Genomic DNA, 16,686 nt, shown 5'->3' with positions numbered 1-16,686 from the left:
AAACCCTAATGCATATATACATTTTCTAAGGGTAATTACTACTTTACCTATTTTCAATTAAAAAGCTCAAATTTACTTTGAAATTATTGGAGTATCTATAGTTTTTTTGCAGGAATGCTTTTTAGAGTAGCATTATATATATAACTACATATAATAAAATGATAGCGAAATTTTCTTTGAATCCCACATTCCTTTAAAATAATTAATAAGGAGATAGGTATGATAGGATTAATAAATAATGAGAAAAGCGAAAAAATAGAACTGGATGAAGAAGCAGTAACAAGTAATAGAAATAATATTCTACAAGCTTTTAAAATAAATATTCATGATGGAAAAGGATTTTATGAAACGGGGCTCAAGAATAGCTTTTGGTCGACACTAATTATTACCGCTAAAATATTCCAGCCTAAAAATGGAATTTGGACAATTATAATTAAAGATAAAGCCAATAAAAATCTAGTAGTTTACAAAAATTATCATATGCTACATGATAGTGAGATTTTATTTAATTATAAAACAGGCTTAAATATAAATTTTTTAATTGAAGCTACTTGGACACAGCCTAAAGACACAATTCTAAGTGGAGAATTATCCATTAGGTACTAGCTTAACTATATCTCAGTATATGATGATTTAATTGAATTCTATTATTTTTTATAATATAATTAATTGAATTAGAATTAAGGGGGATATTAGCTTTATGGAGAGTGAAAAAAAACTTAGTGAGATGGGTGTAGTAAAAAAACAAAAGATAAAAGAAAAATTCCCATACCTAGTGAGTAAATTCAATAACGATAGAGACTTTAAGTTATTTTTAATAGTAGGACTATTTACTGGAATAGCAAGTGGAATAAACTCAACTGTATTTAATAATTTTTTAAGCGATACATATAAATTAACAGCTTCTGCTAGGGGTATCGTAGAGTTTCCTCGTGAACTACCAGGAGTTCTAATAGTTATAGTACTCGGAATACTGGCATTCCTTGGGGACATAAGAATAGCAATAATTGGTATGATATTTGCAGCACTGGGAATGCTAGGACTAGGTTTGTTTTCCCCATCTTTTGCCAGTATGCTTTTATGGATGATGTTACTTAGCCTAGGTACACATATTTTTATGCCACTATCTGCTGGAATAGGTATGAACCTTTCTGAAAATGGAAATTATGGTGCAAGACTAGGGAGGTACAGCGCATATAACCTAATTGCAACTATTGTGGGTTATGCAATTGTATGGGTTGGATTTAAATACTTTAACCTTACCTATCAAATAGCTTTTGTGCTTGCCTCAGTTTTTTATATTTTCGCAGCATTTTTTCTTGGTCTAATGAAATCTAAAAAGCCTAAGAAAAAAAAAGTAACCCTTGTTTTCAAAAAAAAATATACTCTATATTATTGCCTTAGTGTAGTTAATGGTGCAAGAAAGCAGATTTTTTTAACCTTTGCACCCTGGGTACTTATTCAAGTCTACCATGTTAATCCTCCTACTTTTGCAATGCTCGGATTTATAATTGCTATATTAAGCATTTTTACAAGAACCATTGTTGGCAATGCTATAGACAAAAAAGGTGAAAGATTTGTGCTTTCACTAGAAGCTATAGTTCTTATAGTAATTTGTATGGGCTATTCTTTTGCAGATTATTTACTTTCACCAAGTGCAGCTGTGGTTATTATTGCTGCATGCTACGTTATAGATAATTCACTAAGCGTAGTGGAAATGGCAAGATCCACTTATGTAAAAAAGATTGCTATATGTCCAGAAGATGTCATCCCTACTCTTTCTGCAGGTACTAGCTTTGATCATGTAATTGCTATGTCAATACCTTTTATAGGCGGTATATTATGGACAACTATGGGATATCAATATGTTTTCATTGTTGCTGCATTTATTGCTGTTATAAATTTGTTTTTATCTTTAAAAATTAAAATTAATTAATAAAAAAAACATTAAATCTTGTGATTTAATGTTTTTTTATAAAAACTAAAAAAAGTGTGTATAAAATTAAACTTCTTCATTAACCTTTCCTAATAACACAAAAAAATCTTCTTCATTTTTTCGTTCTAAATATGTGTCTATAAGTGCCTGAGTAGACATTTTACTTAAGCCTTTATATCCATTATCTAATATATCAGTTAAAACCTTAATAAAATAATCTTTGCTTTTATCTATATCCTTAAGCATCTTGTAGGCTATATCCTTTATCAATTCTTCTTTTATACTTTCTCGCAGTTTTTCTGTATATTCCCTCATAAATATTTGTGTTTCTTCCGGGTATGCAGAAAAATCTCCTGACATTATATCTTGAATGTTCATTGTGGCACTCCCTTCTGAAACTTCCATATATAAATGAATGGGGTTCTTGAATACTAAATAACTTCTTTTATACTCTCATTTATAATAAAAACTATAAATTACAACATATAAAAACTAATTATTTTCTTCAAGAATTTCACTATCAAGCATCACAATTGACACATTAACGATAGTATATGGCTCGTTTCAAAACCTAGGTATATTATATCGTACTAAAATAACCATGTCTAATGGTATATTTTAGTAGACGCTTCTTTTACTATAATAATTCCAAGTAATCCAGGCCCTGTATGAACCCCGGCTACTGGACTTATTTCTCCAAAGCATAATCTCGTAATGTTTGGGAGAGATGCAATTGTTTCAGAAAAGGGCTTTACTTCTTCATAAGCACCACCATGCATAACCCAAATTTTACAAGGAGTAATTTCAAGAGCTTCTCTTGCTATATCTACAAGCTTGCTTATGGCTTTCTTTTTCCCTTTTGGCTTTGCATAAGTATAGTACACGCCATCACTATTAATTGAGATTATCGGTTTTATATTTAATATTTCACCTATAGTACCAGAAACTTTTCCGATTCTACCGCCCTTGATTAGATATTTAAGCGTATCCACTGCGTAATAAACAGTAATTCTACTTTGTATTTCAGGAAGAGCTGCTACAATTTGATCAAAGCTTTTTCCACTTTGTATCATCTCACCACATTCTTCAACAATTGCTGCTTCACCAATAGTTAGTGATTTAGAATCAAAAACGCAGGTTTCTATAGATGGATGATTTTCACTTGCCAATCTCAATGTATTATACGTACCTGACAAACCTGCAGATATTATTACTGCTATAGCATGTGTATATCCTTCTTCCTCAAGCTTTACATACATGTCTTCCATGTCTTGCATTGAAGGTAGTGAAGTTGAGGGAATTTCATATATAAAATTATCATAAACCTCTTTTGGGGTAATAGTTACTCTGTCAATATATTCTCTGTCTTTATATATTATTCTTAAAGGAAGTACTTTTAAGTCGTACTTTTCAATCATTTCTCTATCAACATCGGAAGTACTGTCAGTAATAAGTGCAATCTTACTCATTTTAACTTCACCTCTCTATAATAAAAAATTTTATTATTTTCAACTAACAAAAGCCATTAATCTTTCAATAAATTGCTAGTTAACAATATTATATCCTTATATACCTATAATTAAAACATTTTTATATTTCTGTAGGGTAATTTTGCTAAAGCTTAAATTTTTGAATCATACCATTTAGTTTTTCTGCTAAGATGGCTTGATTTTGAGAAGCTTTTGTTATTTCTTGGATTGCCATAACAGATTCATTGACACTTGCTAATATTTCTTCTGAGCTAGCAACTGATTCCTCAGCTGTAGCTGATACATTTTCAATTGCCTTTTTAATTTCTGACACAGTTTCATTCACTATATTCATTGAAGTTCCAATATCGTAGGATAAATTATTAAATTCCACAGCGTCATCACCATATTGCTTACCTGTATCTACAAACAATTCATAATCAGATTTAACTTTATTATCAATAAAGCTTAATACATCCTGAGCATTGCTGGAAAGATTTTGAAATGCTTGTTGAACCTTCACAGTTACCTCTTGAATCCTTCCAACTGCACTTGATGATTGTTCAGCTAATTTTCTAACTTCATCAGCAACCACTGCAAATCCCTTGCCTTGTTCTCCTGCTCTTGCTGCTTCAATAGCTGCATTAAGTGCAAGAAGATTTGTTTGACTTGCTATATTTCCTATTTCATCAGCCATTATCTTAACTTCACTAACAACCATGCCTTCTTCAATTGCTTTTAATATGCTTTCTTGCTTAGTGAAATATAATTCATTTGTACTATTAGAACTATTTTCAGCACTTTTTCTAACTTTATTTGCCTTTAATTCTATATCAATTGCAATCTTATTTGCTTTATTTGCCCTTATAGTAACATCAGCCACATTGTCTGCAATACTTTCTGTTGTTGCATTTACTTCTTCTGTTGTGGCACTTAACTGTTCAGATCCTAATGATACTTGTCTTACCGCTTCATTGACAATTTCCATCTTTGATGATATTTCTTCTGTTGTAGCAGATAGCTCTTCACTGGTAGCACTAATATCGGTAGCACTTTCTGATATTTCTCCTATTAATGCTTTTAAGTTTGTTATAGCTTTATTTAAAGCTTTTGCTAAAGCACCAATCTCATCTTTACTATCAATATCAACAGTTTTTGATAAATCATTTTCTCCAATGGCTTCAGCAACACTTAGAACTGTCTTTATCTGTTTTGAAATTGTAAGAGAAATTATTAAACCTAGTGTAATAGCAATAAATAATCCTAGAGCAATTATTACTATAATTTGAACATAAGATTTACTATATAGTGCCTCACTATTTTCATAGTTAGCTTTTGCCATATCTGAAGCTAATTTTAGCTCTTTATCTAGAATTGTAAGCATATTAGTTCTAATGCTAGAAAGAGCTGGAAAAAGTTCATTTGCTTTTGCGTAGTTTCCCTCATCAACTTGTTTAATTAAGACCTCTCTTGCTGTATTATAATCCATAAGTAATTTTTCGAATTCTGCAAACTGTTGCCTATCTAAATCGGTTGTAATGTTAACTTTATATGATACAATAATTGGCTCAGTTTTAGTTTTTAAATCCGTTATATCATTTTTGTACTTTTGTAAATCATTTTTGTTATTAGGCTCAAGAATTAATAATATATTACTTCTGATTTGCAATAAATTTCCTTTCATATTTTCAAGAGCAGTAATACCCATCAAATCCTTATTATAAATATTATAAACATTTACATTGATATTTCTCATACTATAAATTCCAATAAATCCAACAATACCTATGAACAATGCAACTGTAATGAAAGCTGATAATAGCTTTTGACTAATTTTTAAGTTGTTAAAAAATTTCATTAATTTTCACCCCTCAAATTTTTTTGTAATTGACTAAATATTCCCTCTTTTTATAATAATACACTATTATTTTTTTTCTGACAAGATATTTATTTTATCAAGAAAATTGTCGTATAACAATACATGGATTTCATATTTATTTAAATATGGCTAAAATATGTCACAGATAATTCTATATAAAATCTATAAATCATCTTCCAAAAAAATAACTAGCATCCTTGCTAGTTATTTTTTTTGAAGCTACATAACTACATAATTAAAAAATCACAAACATATACTTCTTATAAGAATAGAACAACTAAATACTTGATTCATATATAACTTAGTAGCTAATATTCTTAAAATATAACCGCTGTGCAAAAATATCTAATGATATTTAAGTCTTTAATATATTAATTTTGGAGGATTAAATAAAAATGGAAAATAATTTCATTAAAACTCAGAAACGAATTGGGTATTCCCTTCTTAAGCAGACTGATTCTAATGTCTATAAAGAACTTGGATTTATGTGTGGTCTAGAGGTCCACCAACAACTAAAGACAGAAAAAAAACTCTTTTGCCGCTGCCCAGCTGGTGTTTTTCAAAAGCATGGACAATATGATGCTGAGATTGCACGGCATATGAGGCCAACCTTAAGCGAGATGGGTGGATATGATGGTACAGCACTTATGGAATTTAAGACAAGAAAAAACATAGTGTACCATATTTCCAATTTAACCACTTGTACCTATGATATTGATGATACGCCACCTTTCAAGATAAATAAACAGGCTTTAGGAATTGCATTAGAAGTTGCCTTGCTTCTTAAAACGAATATTGTGGGTGAGCTACACATCACACGTAAGCAATACCTAGATGGTAGTATACCTGCTGGCTTTCAACGTACAGGTATAATAAGCATTGAAGGACAGATTCCTCTAAAAAATAAAATAGTTAGAATCACTCAGCTAAGTATTGAGGAAGATTCTTGTCGTGAGATTTCAGACATTGGCCATGTTAGGATATATACTACTGATCGTTTGGGTATGCCACTTATAGAGACAGTTACTTATCCTGATATGAAAACGCCAGATGAAGTGGCTGAAGCTGCTAACTATATTCGCTTTTTAAACCGTAGTACTGGTAAAGTAAGGACAGGTATTGGAGCTGCACGCCAGGATGTTAATGTTAGTATCTATGGTGGAACTCGAGTAGAAATTAAAGGTGTAGATCATATAAGCTACATTCCTGAATTAGTTCACAATGAAGCTTTTCGCCAAAAGAGCCTTTTAGAAATCCGTAATGATCTTCTAGAAAGGATGCCAAACTTTGAGTATTGGCAAATTAGTCATGTAATTCTTAAGGGCGAAAGCATTACGCCTGTATCTAGAAACATTAGAAACAATTTAAATATACAACATAGACTAGTTGTAGTTAACCTACCAGGATTTAAAGACATTCTCTCATTTTTCACTGGTCCTTGCCGAATGTTTTCCGATGAGATTTCTGACAGATTGAAGGTTATTGCTTGTATAGAAAAACCAAATATGACGCATTCTGAGGAATTCAGAAATGAAAATCAGGATATTAATTTTGAATACCTTCGTAAATTACTTAATTCAAAAGTCGATGATGCCCAAATTCTCTTTTGGGGTCCGGAAGATGATATTAACACAGCTTTAGAGTCTATTGAAGAACGCTGCAGACTAGCTTTTATTGGAGTACCAAATGAAACTCGTAAATCCTTTGTAAGTGGCACCACTATGTTTGAACGAGTACTTCCAGGTGCTGATCGCATGTATCCTGACACGGATTCAGCGCCAATTTCAATTAGTCAAGAGCTTATAGATATTGCAGGCAGGAATTTGCCTATTGATCTTGAGACGCAAATAGCAAAGTTAGATAATTGGAACATACCAGCCGATACTTTTTTCTACATTCTAAGGTACAATCTAGCTCCTCTTATACAAAGAATTTGTGACGATTTTAATACTCAGCCTAAATTTGTAGCCACTCTATTGGGACACAAGCTTAAATCACTGCAGAGAAAATCCAAAGCAGATTTACCATTTGATTTTGAAAGGATATATGAACTCTTTGCCTTTGTAAAAGATCAAGAAATAGAACTTGAGCTTATATATAAGATGCTAACGGTTGTCTATAAACAACCTAAGATGGAAATGAAGTATGTGCTAAAAGCTATATATTTTTCTAAGTGTAGCACTTCCAGTATCATTTCACTTATCCCAATTATGCGGGAAAGATTTAAAAGGCTAAAAACCTCAAAAAATTCGGAAGCAGAACTTAACTGGATTATGAAAAATTTACAAGAAAAAGCCATTGGAAATATGCCTCTCCATGAACTTGCAATGGTAATTCGTAAAGGAGGTCTAGGCAAATGAGTGATATCTTAAAAGGTTACAAGGGCACGTCACTAGAAGTTCTAAAAAATTTTAATATGCGCATATGGAGTGAAGCTACAATAAGAACTACTAGAGGTGATTTTAAAGGTGTTTTACTTCCTCGCTCTGAAAATGATGATGATGGTCACATAGTAATAAAGCTTTCCACTGGCTATAACATAGGAATAGCAGTGGATACTATACAAGATATGAAAGAATATAATTTCAAAGAGATACAATATAAAATTCCAGAAAAAGAGTTTCCCATATCTAAAAGTAAGCATAATATCAAGCTCCTAGGCACAGGAGGTACAATTGCCTCCCGTCTTGATTACCGAACGGGAGCAGTTATTCCAGCCTTTTCTCCTGGTGAATTGTATGGAGCTGTTCCTGAGCTTGCAGATATATGTAACCTAAGCACTGAGAAGCTTTTTGCAGTTTTCTCTGAAAATATGGGGCCCAATGAGTATAAAGTCTTAGCAAAAGCTATTGGAGAGGAAATAAAAAAAGGCACCCATGGAATTATGATTGGTCATGCCACTGATACTATGAGTCATACAGCTGCTGCACTGTCATTTATGGTGCAAAATTCACCTATTCCAATTGTTATGGTAGGTTCTCAACGTTCTTCAGATAGGCCCTCTTCAGATGCTGCACTAAACCTAATTCATGCTGCTAAAACCGCTACGGATTCAGACATTGCAGAGGTGATGGTATGTATGTTTGGACCAACCTCTGATGAATATGGCTTGTTGCACCGTGGTACAAGAGTGCGTAAAATGCACTCTTCCTACCGTTCGACTTTCCGTACCATTGGAGACATACCACTAGCAATGGTAGATAGACAGAAAATAACTCCCCTGAGGCAGGACTACAACCACCGGCGTAGTGACCGAAAAGTAACTATAAATCCTGTATTTGAGGAGCGCGTATCGCTATTGTACTATTATCCTAATATGAACCCTGATATAATCGATGCCATGGTTGATCTTGGTTACAAAGGAATTGTTATTGCTGGTACAGGTCTTGGTCATGTTAATAAGCTGTTATATCCAGCAATTAATCGTGCTGTGCTAAAGGGAGTTGCCATTTATATGACAGTGCAAACACTTTGGGGATATGTGAACATGTTCGTATACGATACCGGACGGGATCTCATGACCATGGGAATGATACCAACAGAAAACATGCTACCAGAAGTGGCATACATTAAACTAGGTTGGGCACTTGGACAAACTACTGACTTGTCTAAAGTTAAAGACATTATGCTAACTCCCATCTGTAGTGAAATCACGGAGAGAGAGCCTTATAACGGTTATCTAATCTACCAAGGAGGAATTCCTGAGGTAGAGGAATTCATTAAAAAATTTCATGAATAGTTAGCATCTATATTTTAAAAACCTAATTATCCCATAAAAATTAATATTAAAATCACTTTGCATATTTCAACTAAATTTAGGTCATTATAATATATAAAGAGATTTAGAAAATAAATATATGTGAAAGGTAGTGTATTATATGGGATTTTTACGTTGGTTAGGCGGAATAGTAATATTCTTTTGGGCCTTGGGACTTATATTTAGAATTGGTGGTAGTATGATACATCTGTTACTTGTAGTTGCTGCAATAGTTTTCGTGGTGGATATGCTTTTCGCAAGAAAAAAGACCTCCTAAACTGTTATACCGACAATATATTGCAATTAAAACTAACTATTTCTTCGAAAATTAGAGCAAAGGCTAACGTATTGTAAATATATGAGTTTATTGATATAATGTTCAAACATATATATTAAATAGATTTATATGTGAAAGGTAGTGTTTTATATGGGATTTTTACGTTGGTTAGGGGGAATAGTAGTATTCTTTTGGGCTTTGGGACTTATATTTAAAATTGGTGGCGGTATGATTAATACCTTACTTATAGTCGCTGCAATAGTTTTCATAGTAGATAGGATTTCAGGAAAAAAAATAAGATAGAAAACTATTTCACTAACAATACTTTTTGATTAAATTTAATAACTTTAAAAAAAGACATAAAGTTAACGCTATAATAGAAAAATAGAGTAAGTGTATTTGATCAAATACACTTACTCTATTTTAATTTTGCCTTTTTTGCTATTCCAATATATAAATGCTCCAGGTATGAACTATCAACTTCTTGGCTTTTTAACATATCTATTCTACTTTTAGCCTTATTTAGACTTTCATTTGCTTCCTCAAAGTCCTTTTGCTTTATGCATGAACTTGCATATTCTAGTAAATAATCAACTTTTATCACTATTTGCGCTAAATCTTCTCTATCTTCGTTGACTAGTTTAATCAATAAGGAGTATATTTTAGCGGACCCCTTTTCATTAAAATTATATAAAAGATCATTAGTTCTACTATTTTTTTTTGCCATATTTAATACCTCGCTATATTGTGTCAATATCATAATTAATATTATATAATCAGTTCAAGTTAAATAACAGAGCTATTTATTTTAACTGCATATATATATATGCCTTTTAAAGGTTCCTTTAGACACTGTACATTTATCATCTATGTGAAATCCTACAGATGTTATTTGCTTATCCATCTCATCAAAAGTAATGATTACCATTCTCGCGGCTATTCGCCGGGTGCTCTCCATAATAGCTAACTGCTCCCCAGGCGTAATTTGTGTAAATATTCCATAAGGAAGATCAACGATGGCCACATCAAATTTATTTTGGATCTCATTCATGTCACCAATGGTTATTACATCTTCATATCCAAAATACCTAAGGTTTGTTTTGGCATTTTTACCAATTAATGGGTTTATCTCATAGCCTTTAATATTAATTCCAATTGAGATAGCTTCAATTAGTACCGTTCCGATGCCACAACAAGGGTCTACAACACTACAGTCTAGATTATTCCCTACGGCTATATTAACTAGTGCTCTACAAACATTTACCTTTAGAGCATTAGAATAGGAAAAAGGTTTTTTATTATGAAATAGCCAATCTGACGTATTGCTTTCACATTCACCAAATATCCATTTATTATCTACTTTTGTAATTCCAAAAGTAATTTCAGGATTTTTCATTTCAGCTTCTCCTAGTATATTAAAGCCTATTTCAAATTCAATGCTACGTCCTTTATGAAACCCCATGGGTTCATCAGTGGAATTGATATAAGCAACCTTATAATTTACACTGGTCAGTTTGTCCATAACAATTTGATCAATAATTTGCTGCATTGTTTCTCCAGTATACATTATAGAAATGCATTTTTTTATAAAAGGACTTCTGGAGGGATCTACATAAATGTCAGAAAATAAGTGCTTTTCATGGAGGTGTTTATTAAAGAGGCACTTTATTTCCATTTTGCATAGGCTTTCTTCATCACTGGAATAATTTGTTGTGTATAAATACCTGTTATCCTTTTGTGGTAGCTGAAACATTAAAGCACACCTTCCTTTCTAGAATATAAAAACCACCTTAATAAAGGTGGTACGTTATTTATGGTTTTACTTATAGTATCAGTATATCACAATACTTAGATTATGTTTATAGCTTTTAAAAATCCATCAACTCTTTTTTCATACTCATCTTTATTTTTCCAATATGCCGCTGCGTGACCGGCACTAGGAGCAATATAGATTTCTTTGTAGCCCTTCTTTACTGAATACATCTGATTACACATAAAAGTAGGTACATAATCATCCTGTTCACCATGAATAAATAATATTGGAATTTCTACTGACCGTAGAGTAGTTATGGGTGAAACATCTTTGAATTTCCACCCAACTCGAATTTTACTTATTATACTTGCTAATTTTACTAAAGGCATTTTTTTTATATTATAATCTTTTTCTAATCTATATTTAAACAACTCTTGTGCATCAGAGTATCCGCAGTCATCTATGCAAAACACAATTCGTGGGTCTATTGCTATATTTTGAAGAGCTATTCCAGCACCCATAGATTCCCCATGCAAGCCAACTATTGTATCTTTACCTAATTTATCGAATATCCAATCTGTGCATTTTTTTAAATCATATTTTTCGTAATAGCCATAGGAAGTGTTTTTTCCACCACTTAAGCCATGATTTCTATGATCATAAATAAAGACGGAAAAGCCTCTTTTTAAAAACATGTCCATGTATTTAACAGAACCATATAAACTCCAAGTTATTCCATGACATAATATTATAATTTTCTTTGAATCTTTATTTGGAAAGAAGAAACCATGAATTTTATAACCATAATTAGAATCTAGATATACCTCTTGTTTTTCTAGGTTATTAAATACTTCTACTTTTATTTTCCCTTTTTCTACTTCATAATCGTAGGTGTAATTATATTTAGCAACTTTAGGAGCTATAATAATACTAGAAAAATGCCAACCTACAATAATAATAGTAACAATAATCAAAATTGATATAAAAAATAATATTTTTATCATCTTAAAATCTCCCTTTCAAATGCGATGTACATTCTTATTATAGACATGTCCCCAAATAAAGTAAATAACAAGAAAGTGAATTCTGTATAATCTTATTGATAACTTAAAAAAGCCCTTATATTTTACAATAAGGACTTTCTAAAAATATATAATATTTTGTTATTCTAGGCTTTGTTTTCTCCCCTTTAAAAATAATATTAGGTAAGTAACTCCACATAATATTAATACAGTATAAATCCAAAAGGGTAAGGTCGTAAATACATTCTCTGATCCATCATAAATTACAATAGAGCTTAGTGCAGGAACCACTAATGAGTCGCCTTTAAACTGTTTTATAGTTTTAACTCCTGATTTTTCACCATCTACTACAATATTCCAGGTACAACTTTTAGATAATTTAATAGTTACATCTTCTCTATTTGCATTGAAAGCTACTACGATGTCAGACCAAGTATCCATGTTAGCATTATGAGATATTTCATAAGCTACAACGTTTTGCGGGGATTTTAAAAATTTTAAATTTTGCTTGATCATCTCTGCTGAATTCATTTTGAAAGCAGGATGTTCCTTTCTTAACTTTATTAAACCTTTAAAATAATTAACAGTGTCAATGTTTTTAGATTTTAGTGTCCAATCAAGCTTATTTACAGTATCATTAGACTTATAGGAGTTGCTATTCCCACCTTTTGTTCTTAAAAACTCCTGTCCCGCTTGAAAGAATGGAATACCCTGGGAAGTAAGGATAATAGAATCTGCCAATTTGTGCATTTTCAATCTTATTTCATTATCATCCTTTGGGTTTGTTAAAAGAAGTTTATCCCATAACGTATTATTATCGTGAGTTTCCACATAATTCACGGATTGAAGAGGGGATATCTTTCCCCAGGTTTTTATATCATTTGAGTAATCTATTCCTCCAACTATTCCTTTTTCTATTTTGGTTTCTTCATAAGATTTACCATTTACAAAACCCTTGGCTTTTGCATCTAATACGCTACCTTTTATTCCATCTCTTATTATGTCGTTGAAAAGTGATATCCCAGGCATTTTACTGGCATTTTTTTGTGTTGCTTTCGCATCTGATAAAAGAGTGGTCCCCATATCCAAACCTTCTCCCATAATGAGAATGGAGGGATCTAAACTACTTAATTTTTTTCTGATTTCAGTCATAGTATTTATATCGAGTAGACCCATAAGATCGAATCTAAATCCATCTAAATTATATTCCTTTGCCCAATACATCACAGAATCTACAATGAATTTTCTTGCCATTGCATTTTCGCTGGCAATTGTATTTCCAAAACCGCTTTCATTTGTAGCAGTACCATCTTTATCGTATCTAAAATAATACCCAGGTACTAATTTATTAAAATTAGAATCATTACTGCTATACATGTGATTATAAACTACATCCATATTTACCCTTAACCCATTATCATGAAGAGATTGCACTGCTTGTTTTAATTCTTTAACTCTCACACTCGGGTTGTATGGATCAGTTGAATAACTTCCTTCAGGAGCATTATAGTTTTTAGGATTGTACCCCCAGTTATACTGTGCCTTACTTGAAGTCTCATCCACACTAGCATAATCAAATATCGGCATAAGCTCAACATGTGTTACTCCTAAATCCTTTATATAATCGACACCTGTCCGCTTACCATCAGTTCCTTTTGTACCTTTTTCAGTAAAAGCCAAAAATTTCCCCTTATTTTCCATACCGCTGTTTTTGTCTATAGAAAAGTCCCTAACATGTAGTTCGTATATAATAGCATCATTTAAATTTGTGAAATTAGGCTTTTCACCTGGATTCCATATTTCAGGATCCGTTCCTTTTAAGTCTATTACCGCACCTTTGTCTCCATTTGCGGACACGGACCGAGCATAGGGATCTACAGCTTCAGTCCAAACTCCCTCAATGTTAACCTTATATGTATAAAACACATCCTTTTGATCTCCATTCAAGTCAAAAGTCCAGGTTCCCTTTTCACCTTTTTTCATACTAGAGTCAATACCAATTTTATCATTCCATTTTTTATAGGTTACAAGCTTTACCTCAGTTGCTGTTGGCGCCCATACCCTAAAGCTTGTTTTATCTTTAGAGTAAGTATTGCCTAAATCAGTTCCTTCATAATAAAACATTTTTTCGAAACTAGCACTTTTCATTACATCTCCAAGCACCACTTCTTTTTCAGGAAAACCTAACTTTGACACCGTAATTTTTTTGCCTAGGTTCACATTTTCGCTAAGCTCTATTTTAGCAACTGTAGTAATACCCGTTATTACTTCATCACTTGTTACTTTTTTTACGGTTAAGATCTGACCATCTGACTTAACTATAATTCCTTCATTTCCTTTCGCAGTAAATGGAAACGCGATGTTTGTTTCTATGCTTATGCTATTCATTTCATCTAATTTTGCAACTATAAATTCACTTGTTTTGCCTATAGCAATTGGAGGAACTGCTGCTAATTTAGAACCCCCTGCACTAGCTTCAGCTAGGGAATAGTATACTTTCGTATCGCCTCCTTTAAGCCAAACTTCTCCAACACCATTATTAAATTTTTCAATAAATCTATCATCCACAGTGTCTTTTCTCCACTCATCCGTACGCACTATAAATCCTAGTTTATTAAGGGCTCCATCAAATTCAGCTACGCAAACCTTACCAAATTCGTCCTTGCCATTAAATTCGAACTTACTTTCATCATTTTTATCAGTCCATAACCACATATTCCATTTTAAATCACTATTTGGAGTTTTAGCATAATGGATAATTATCTTTGTTTTTCCACTTTGGGCAAAAGTTTTAACATTGGGCATTAATAAAAGCAATTCTGTAATAACTAAAACTGCCACAAGAAAAATGCTCAATGTTTTACTTTTGTTCTTCCCTATCTTGAAGTTCATAAATTTCCTCCTCTAAAAAAAAATAAGATTATGATGCTACAATCTATATTTCTTTAGTTTTCTAGTTTTCTAGTTTTCTAGTAAAGTATTCTACGTAAAATTAATAAACCCTTCATTCTTGCAAATTATTATATAAATATAAAACAATAATTGGAATTTATCATATGCTAGTTTATGGATTAATTTGATTTATCTACACTTTATGTAATAATATTAATTTAATAGTAATAATTTAACTAGTTCACTTATAAGAATAAATTAAAAATGATATAATGGATAATATGCTTACTATTATATCACTTTTTATGAAATTGGGGGATTAATTTATGGACATGAAGGAAAGAAAAAATCTTATACTACAAGGATCAATGTACAAGGTAATAATAACCTTGGCGGCACCAATAATGCTTAGTAATTTAATTCAAACTTTATATAGTTTAATTGATGGGATTTGGGTAAGTAAATTAGGTTCAATACAATTTGCCGCTATATCCTTTGTATGGCCAGTTATGTTTCTATTTATATCTATAGGCATTGGATTATTTATTGCAGGAACATCGATTTTATCTCAATTTATTGGCGCATCAAAATATGACAAAGCATCCCAGTACGCCTCTCAGCTTATTGCAATTGCAGTCGTATGTGCTGTTTGTTTTTCATTTGTAGGCTATTTAATGAGCCCGGTTATAATAAATGTTATGGGAGCCAAAGGTGATTTAGCTCATTATAGTGAGATTTTCTTAAAGATAACATTTTTAGATATGCCCTTTACATTTTTGTTTTTTTGCTTTAATGCCATTATGAGCTCACAAGGAAACACTCTAACCCCTACTATATTAAGCTCTATAAGTGTTATTATAAATGCTATTTTAGACCCTATATTTATATTTAAATTTAATATGGGTATTGCGGGAGCTCCTGTAGCTACTATTATATCAAAAGCCCTTCTTGCAGGTGCTGGATTATATATACTTCATAAATCCACTTCAAAAATAAAACCTAGCTTTAAAAATTTTAGTTTTGATAGGAACATATTAAATAAACTATTTAAGGTTGCCATACCATCTGCTATTGGGCAAAGTGGTTCAGCTCTTGGTTTTATAATACTTAATGGATTTATTGTATCTTATGGAACTTCAACACTTGCTGCCTTTGGTATGGTGAACAGAATTACATCCCTTATTATGCAACCAGCCATGGGAATTGGGGCCTCACTAACAGCTATTGTGGGACAAAATCTTGGCTCCGGTCAATTAGAACGTGTTAAAGAGGCTTTTGTTAAGGCATTAAAACTAACCATAAGCATTTCAATTTTAGGATGCATTGTGCTAATTTGGCAAGACAATGAAGTAGTGAATTTTTTTATACGCTCTAAGGATGATAATTTAGTAATATCCGAGGCTGTTATTTATTTAATGTATATTTCTTTTTCAATGCCACTAATGGGAATATTTAGCGTATTTCAAGGAATATTTCAAGGATCTGGTCACACTAAATACTCTATGAATATGGAAATAGGTAGGCTATGGTTTGTAAGACTTCCTATGATATTGCTTTTTAAATATCTTACAACCATTGGATCCACTGGAATATGGATTTCTATGAGCTCTAGTAATTTAATTATCTGTTTGTATGGGTATTACCTTTATAAAAAAGGGGGATGGCAAGAAAAAATTATTAGGACTAATGATTAAATCATCA

14 protein-coding genes are annotated in these 16,686 nt (G+C 31.9%); 7 read left to right on the top strand and 7 right to left on the bottom strand.

Annotated elements, in window-relative coordinates; all coding sequences use genetic code 11:
• Positions 1-219 precede the first annotated feature (219 nt).
• Positions 220-606, top strand: a complete 387-nt coding sequence (locus Ctaglu_RS11650; RefSeq protein ID WP_125001720.1) for a hypothetical protein — start codon at positions 220-222, stop codon at positions 604-606.
• 94 nt (positions 607-700) lie between these two features.
• The gene (locus Ctaglu_RS11645; protein ID WP_307720485.1) at positions 701-1,936 is read left to right on the top strand and encodes an MFS transporter; all 1,236 of its coding nucleotides are present in this window, start codon (positions 701-703) and stop codon (positions 1,934-1,936) included.
• A 66-nt stretch (positions 1,937-2,002) separates the two neighbouring features.
• Here Ctaglu_RS11645 and Ctaglu_RS11640 read toward each other — a convergent pair whose 3' ends face one another.
• From Ctaglu_RS11640 to Ctaglu_RS11630, 3 genes are all read right to left on the bottom strand, one after another.
• Positions 2,003-2,314 (bottom strand): hypothetical protein, encoded by a 312-nt coding sequence (locus Ctaglu_RS11640; RefSeq protein WP_125001717.1) that lies wholly within the window; start codon positions 2,312-2,314, stop codon positions 2,003-2,005.
• A gap of 227 nt (positions 2,315-2,541) precedes the next feature.
• Positions 2,542-3,405, bottom strand: coding sequence for a DegV family protein (locus tag Ctaglu_RS11635; RefSeq protein WP_125001715.1), 864 nt, complete (start codon positions 3,403-3,405; stop codon positions 2,542-2,544).
• A 145-nt stretch (positions 3,406-3,550) separates the two neighbouring features.
• Positions 3,551-5,263 carry a methyl-accepting chemotaxis protein gene (locus Ctaglu_RS11630; protein ID WP_125001713.1) on the bottom strand — a complete coding sequence of 571 codons (1,713 nt, stop codon included), beginning with the start codon at positions 5,261-5,263 and terminating at the stop codon, positions 3,551-3,553.
• 416 nt (positions 5,264-5,679) lie between these two features.
• Between Ctaglu_RS11630 and gatE the strand changes: the two genes are divergently transcribed.
• The 4 genes from gatE (at position 5,680) to Ctaglu_RS11610 (ending at position 9,621) form a co-directional block, all read left to right on the top strand.
• Entirely contained in the window at positions 5,680-7,644 is a 1,965-nt protein-coding gene (gene gatE, locus Ctaglu_RS11625) for a Glu-tRNA(Gln) amidotransferase subunit GatE (RefSeq protein ID WP_125001710.1), read from the top strand.
• A complete protein-coding gene (gatD, locus tag Ctaglu_RS11620) occupies positions 7,641-9,023 on the top strand; it encodes a Glu-tRNA(Gln) amidotransferase subunit GatD (RefSeq protein ID WP_125001707.1) in 1,383 nt (460 codons plus the stop codon). The genes gatE and gatD overlap by 4 nt, the downstream gene beginning before the upstream one ends.
• A gap of 139 nt (positions 9,024-9,162) precedes the next feature.
• Positions 9,163-9,318, top strand: a complete 156-nt coding sequence (locus tag Ctaglu_RS11615) for a lmo0937 family membrane protein (RefSeq protein WP_125001704.1) — start codon at positions 9,163-9,165, stop codon at positions 9,316-9,318.
• A 150-nt stretch (positions 9,319-9,468) separates the two neighbouring features.
• Entirely contained in the window at positions 9,469-9,621 is a 153-nt protein-coding gene (locus Ctaglu_RS11610; RefSeq protein ID WP_125001701.1) for a lmo0937 family membrane protein, read from the top strand.
• Positions 9,622-9,736: 115 nt separating this feature from the next.
• Here the strand turns inward: Ctaglu_RS11610 and Ctaglu_RS11605 are convergent, their stop codons facing one another.
• From Ctaglu_RS11605 to pulA, 4 genes are all read right to left on the bottom strand, one after another.
• Positions 9,737-10,045, bottom strand: coding sequence for a hypothetical protein (locus Ctaglu_RS11605; protein ID WP_125001698.1), 309 nt, complete (start codon positions 10,043-10,045; stop codon positions 9,737-9,739).
• Between the two features lie 81 nt (positions 10,046-10,126).
• Positions 10,127-11,071 (bottom strand): TRM11 family SAM-dependent methyltransferase, encoded by a 945-nt coding sequence (locus Ctaglu_RS11600; protein ID WP_125001695.1) that lies wholly within the window; start codon positions 11,069-11,071, stop codon positions 10,127-10,129.
• A 95-nt stretch (positions 11,072-11,166) separates the two neighbouring features.
• Positions 11,167-12,075, bottom strand: a complete 909-nt coding sequence (locus Ctaglu_RS11595) for an alpha/beta hydrolase (protein WP_125001692.1) — start codon at positions 12,073-12,075, stop codon at positions 11,167-11,169.
• Between the two features lie 159 nt (positions 12,076-12,234).
• Positions 12,235-14,985, bottom strand: coding sequence for a type I pullulanase (pulA, locus tag Ctaglu_RS11590; protein WP_125001689.1), 2,751 nt, complete (start codon positions 14,983-14,985; stop codon positions 12,235-12,237).
• A gap of 326 nt (positions 14,986-15,311) precedes the next feature.
• Here pulA and Ctaglu_RS11585 point away from each other — a divergent pair, with 326 nt between their 5' ends.
• Positions 15,312-16,679 carry an MATE family efflux transporter gene (locus tag Ctaglu_RS11585; protein WP_125001686.1) on the top strand — a complete coding sequence of 456 codons (1,368 nt, stop codon included), beginning with the start codon at positions 15,312-15,314 and terminating at the stop codon, positions 16,677-16,679.
• The last annotated feature ends 7 nt before the right edge of the window (positions 16,680-16,686 follow it).

Source organism: Clostridium tagluense, from assembly GCF_003865095.1.
Taxonomy (GTDB): Bacteria; Bacillota; Clostridia; order Clostridiales; family Clostridiaceae; genus Clostridium_AD; species Clostridium_AD tagluense.
The sequence above is the reverse complement of the archived record's forward strand: the minus strand, read 5'-3'. Positions and strand labels throughout refer to the sequence as shown.

Excerpts from the sequence above, each read along its gene's own strand:
- Ctaglu_RS11650 (WP_125001720.1), top strand. The coding sequence starts at position 220 with ATGATAGGATTAATAAATAATGAGAAAAGCGAAAAAATAGAACTGGAT.
- Ctaglu_RS11645 (WP_307720485.1), top strand. The coding sequence starts at position 701 with ATGGAGAGTGAAAAAAAACTTAGTGAGATGGGTGTAGTAAAAAAACAA.
- Ctaglu_RS11640 (WP_125001717.1), bottom strand. The coding sequence starts at position 2,314 with ATGAACATTCAAGATATAATGTCAGGAGATTTTTCTGCATACCCGGAA.
- Ctaglu_RS11635 (WP_125001715.1), bottom strand. The coding sequence starts at position 3,405 with ATGAGTAAGATTGCACTTATTACTGACAGTACTTCCGATGTTGATAGA.
- Ctaglu_RS11630 (WP_125001713.1), bottom strand. The coding sequence starts at position 5,263 with ATGAAATTTTTTAACAACTTAAAAATTAGTCAAAAGCTATTATCAGCT.
- gatE (WP_125001710.1), top strand. The coding sequence starts at position 5,680 with ATGGAAAATAATTTCATTAAAACTCAGAAACGAATTGGGTATTCCCTT.
- gatD (WP_125001707.1), top strand. The coding sequence starts at position 7,641 with ATGAGTGATATCTTAAAAGGTTACAAGGGCACGTCACTAGAAGTTCTA.
- Ctaglu_RS11615 (WP_125001704.1), top strand. The coding sequence starts at position 9,163 with ATGGGATTTTTACGTTGGTTAGGCGGAATAGTAATATTCTTTTGGGCC.
- Ctaglu_RS11610 (WP_125001701.1), top strand. The coding sequence starts at position 9,469 with ATGGGATTTTTACGTTGGTTAGGGGGAATAGTAGTATTCTTTTGGGCT.
- Ctaglu_RS11605 (WP_125001698.1), bottom strand. The coding sequence starts at position 10,045 with ATGGCAAAAAAAAATAGTAGAACTAATGATCTTTTATATAATTTTAAT.
- Ctaglu_RS11600 (WP_125001695.1), bottom strand. The coding sequence starts at position 11,071 with ATGTTTCAGCTACCACAAAAGGATAACAGGTATTTATACACAACAAAT.
- Ctaglu_RS11595 (WP_125001692.1), bottom strand. The coding sequence starts at position 12,075 with ATGATAAAAATATTATTTTTTATATCAATTTTGATTATTGTTACTATT.
- pulA (WP_125001689.1), bottom strand. The coding sequence starts at position 14,985 with ATGAACTTCAAGATAGGGAAGAACAAAAGTAAAACATTGAGCATTTTT.
- Ctaglu_RS11585 (WP_125001686.1), top strand. The coding sequence starts at position 15,312 with ATGGACATGAAGGAAAGAAAAAATCTTATACTACAAGGATCAATGTAC.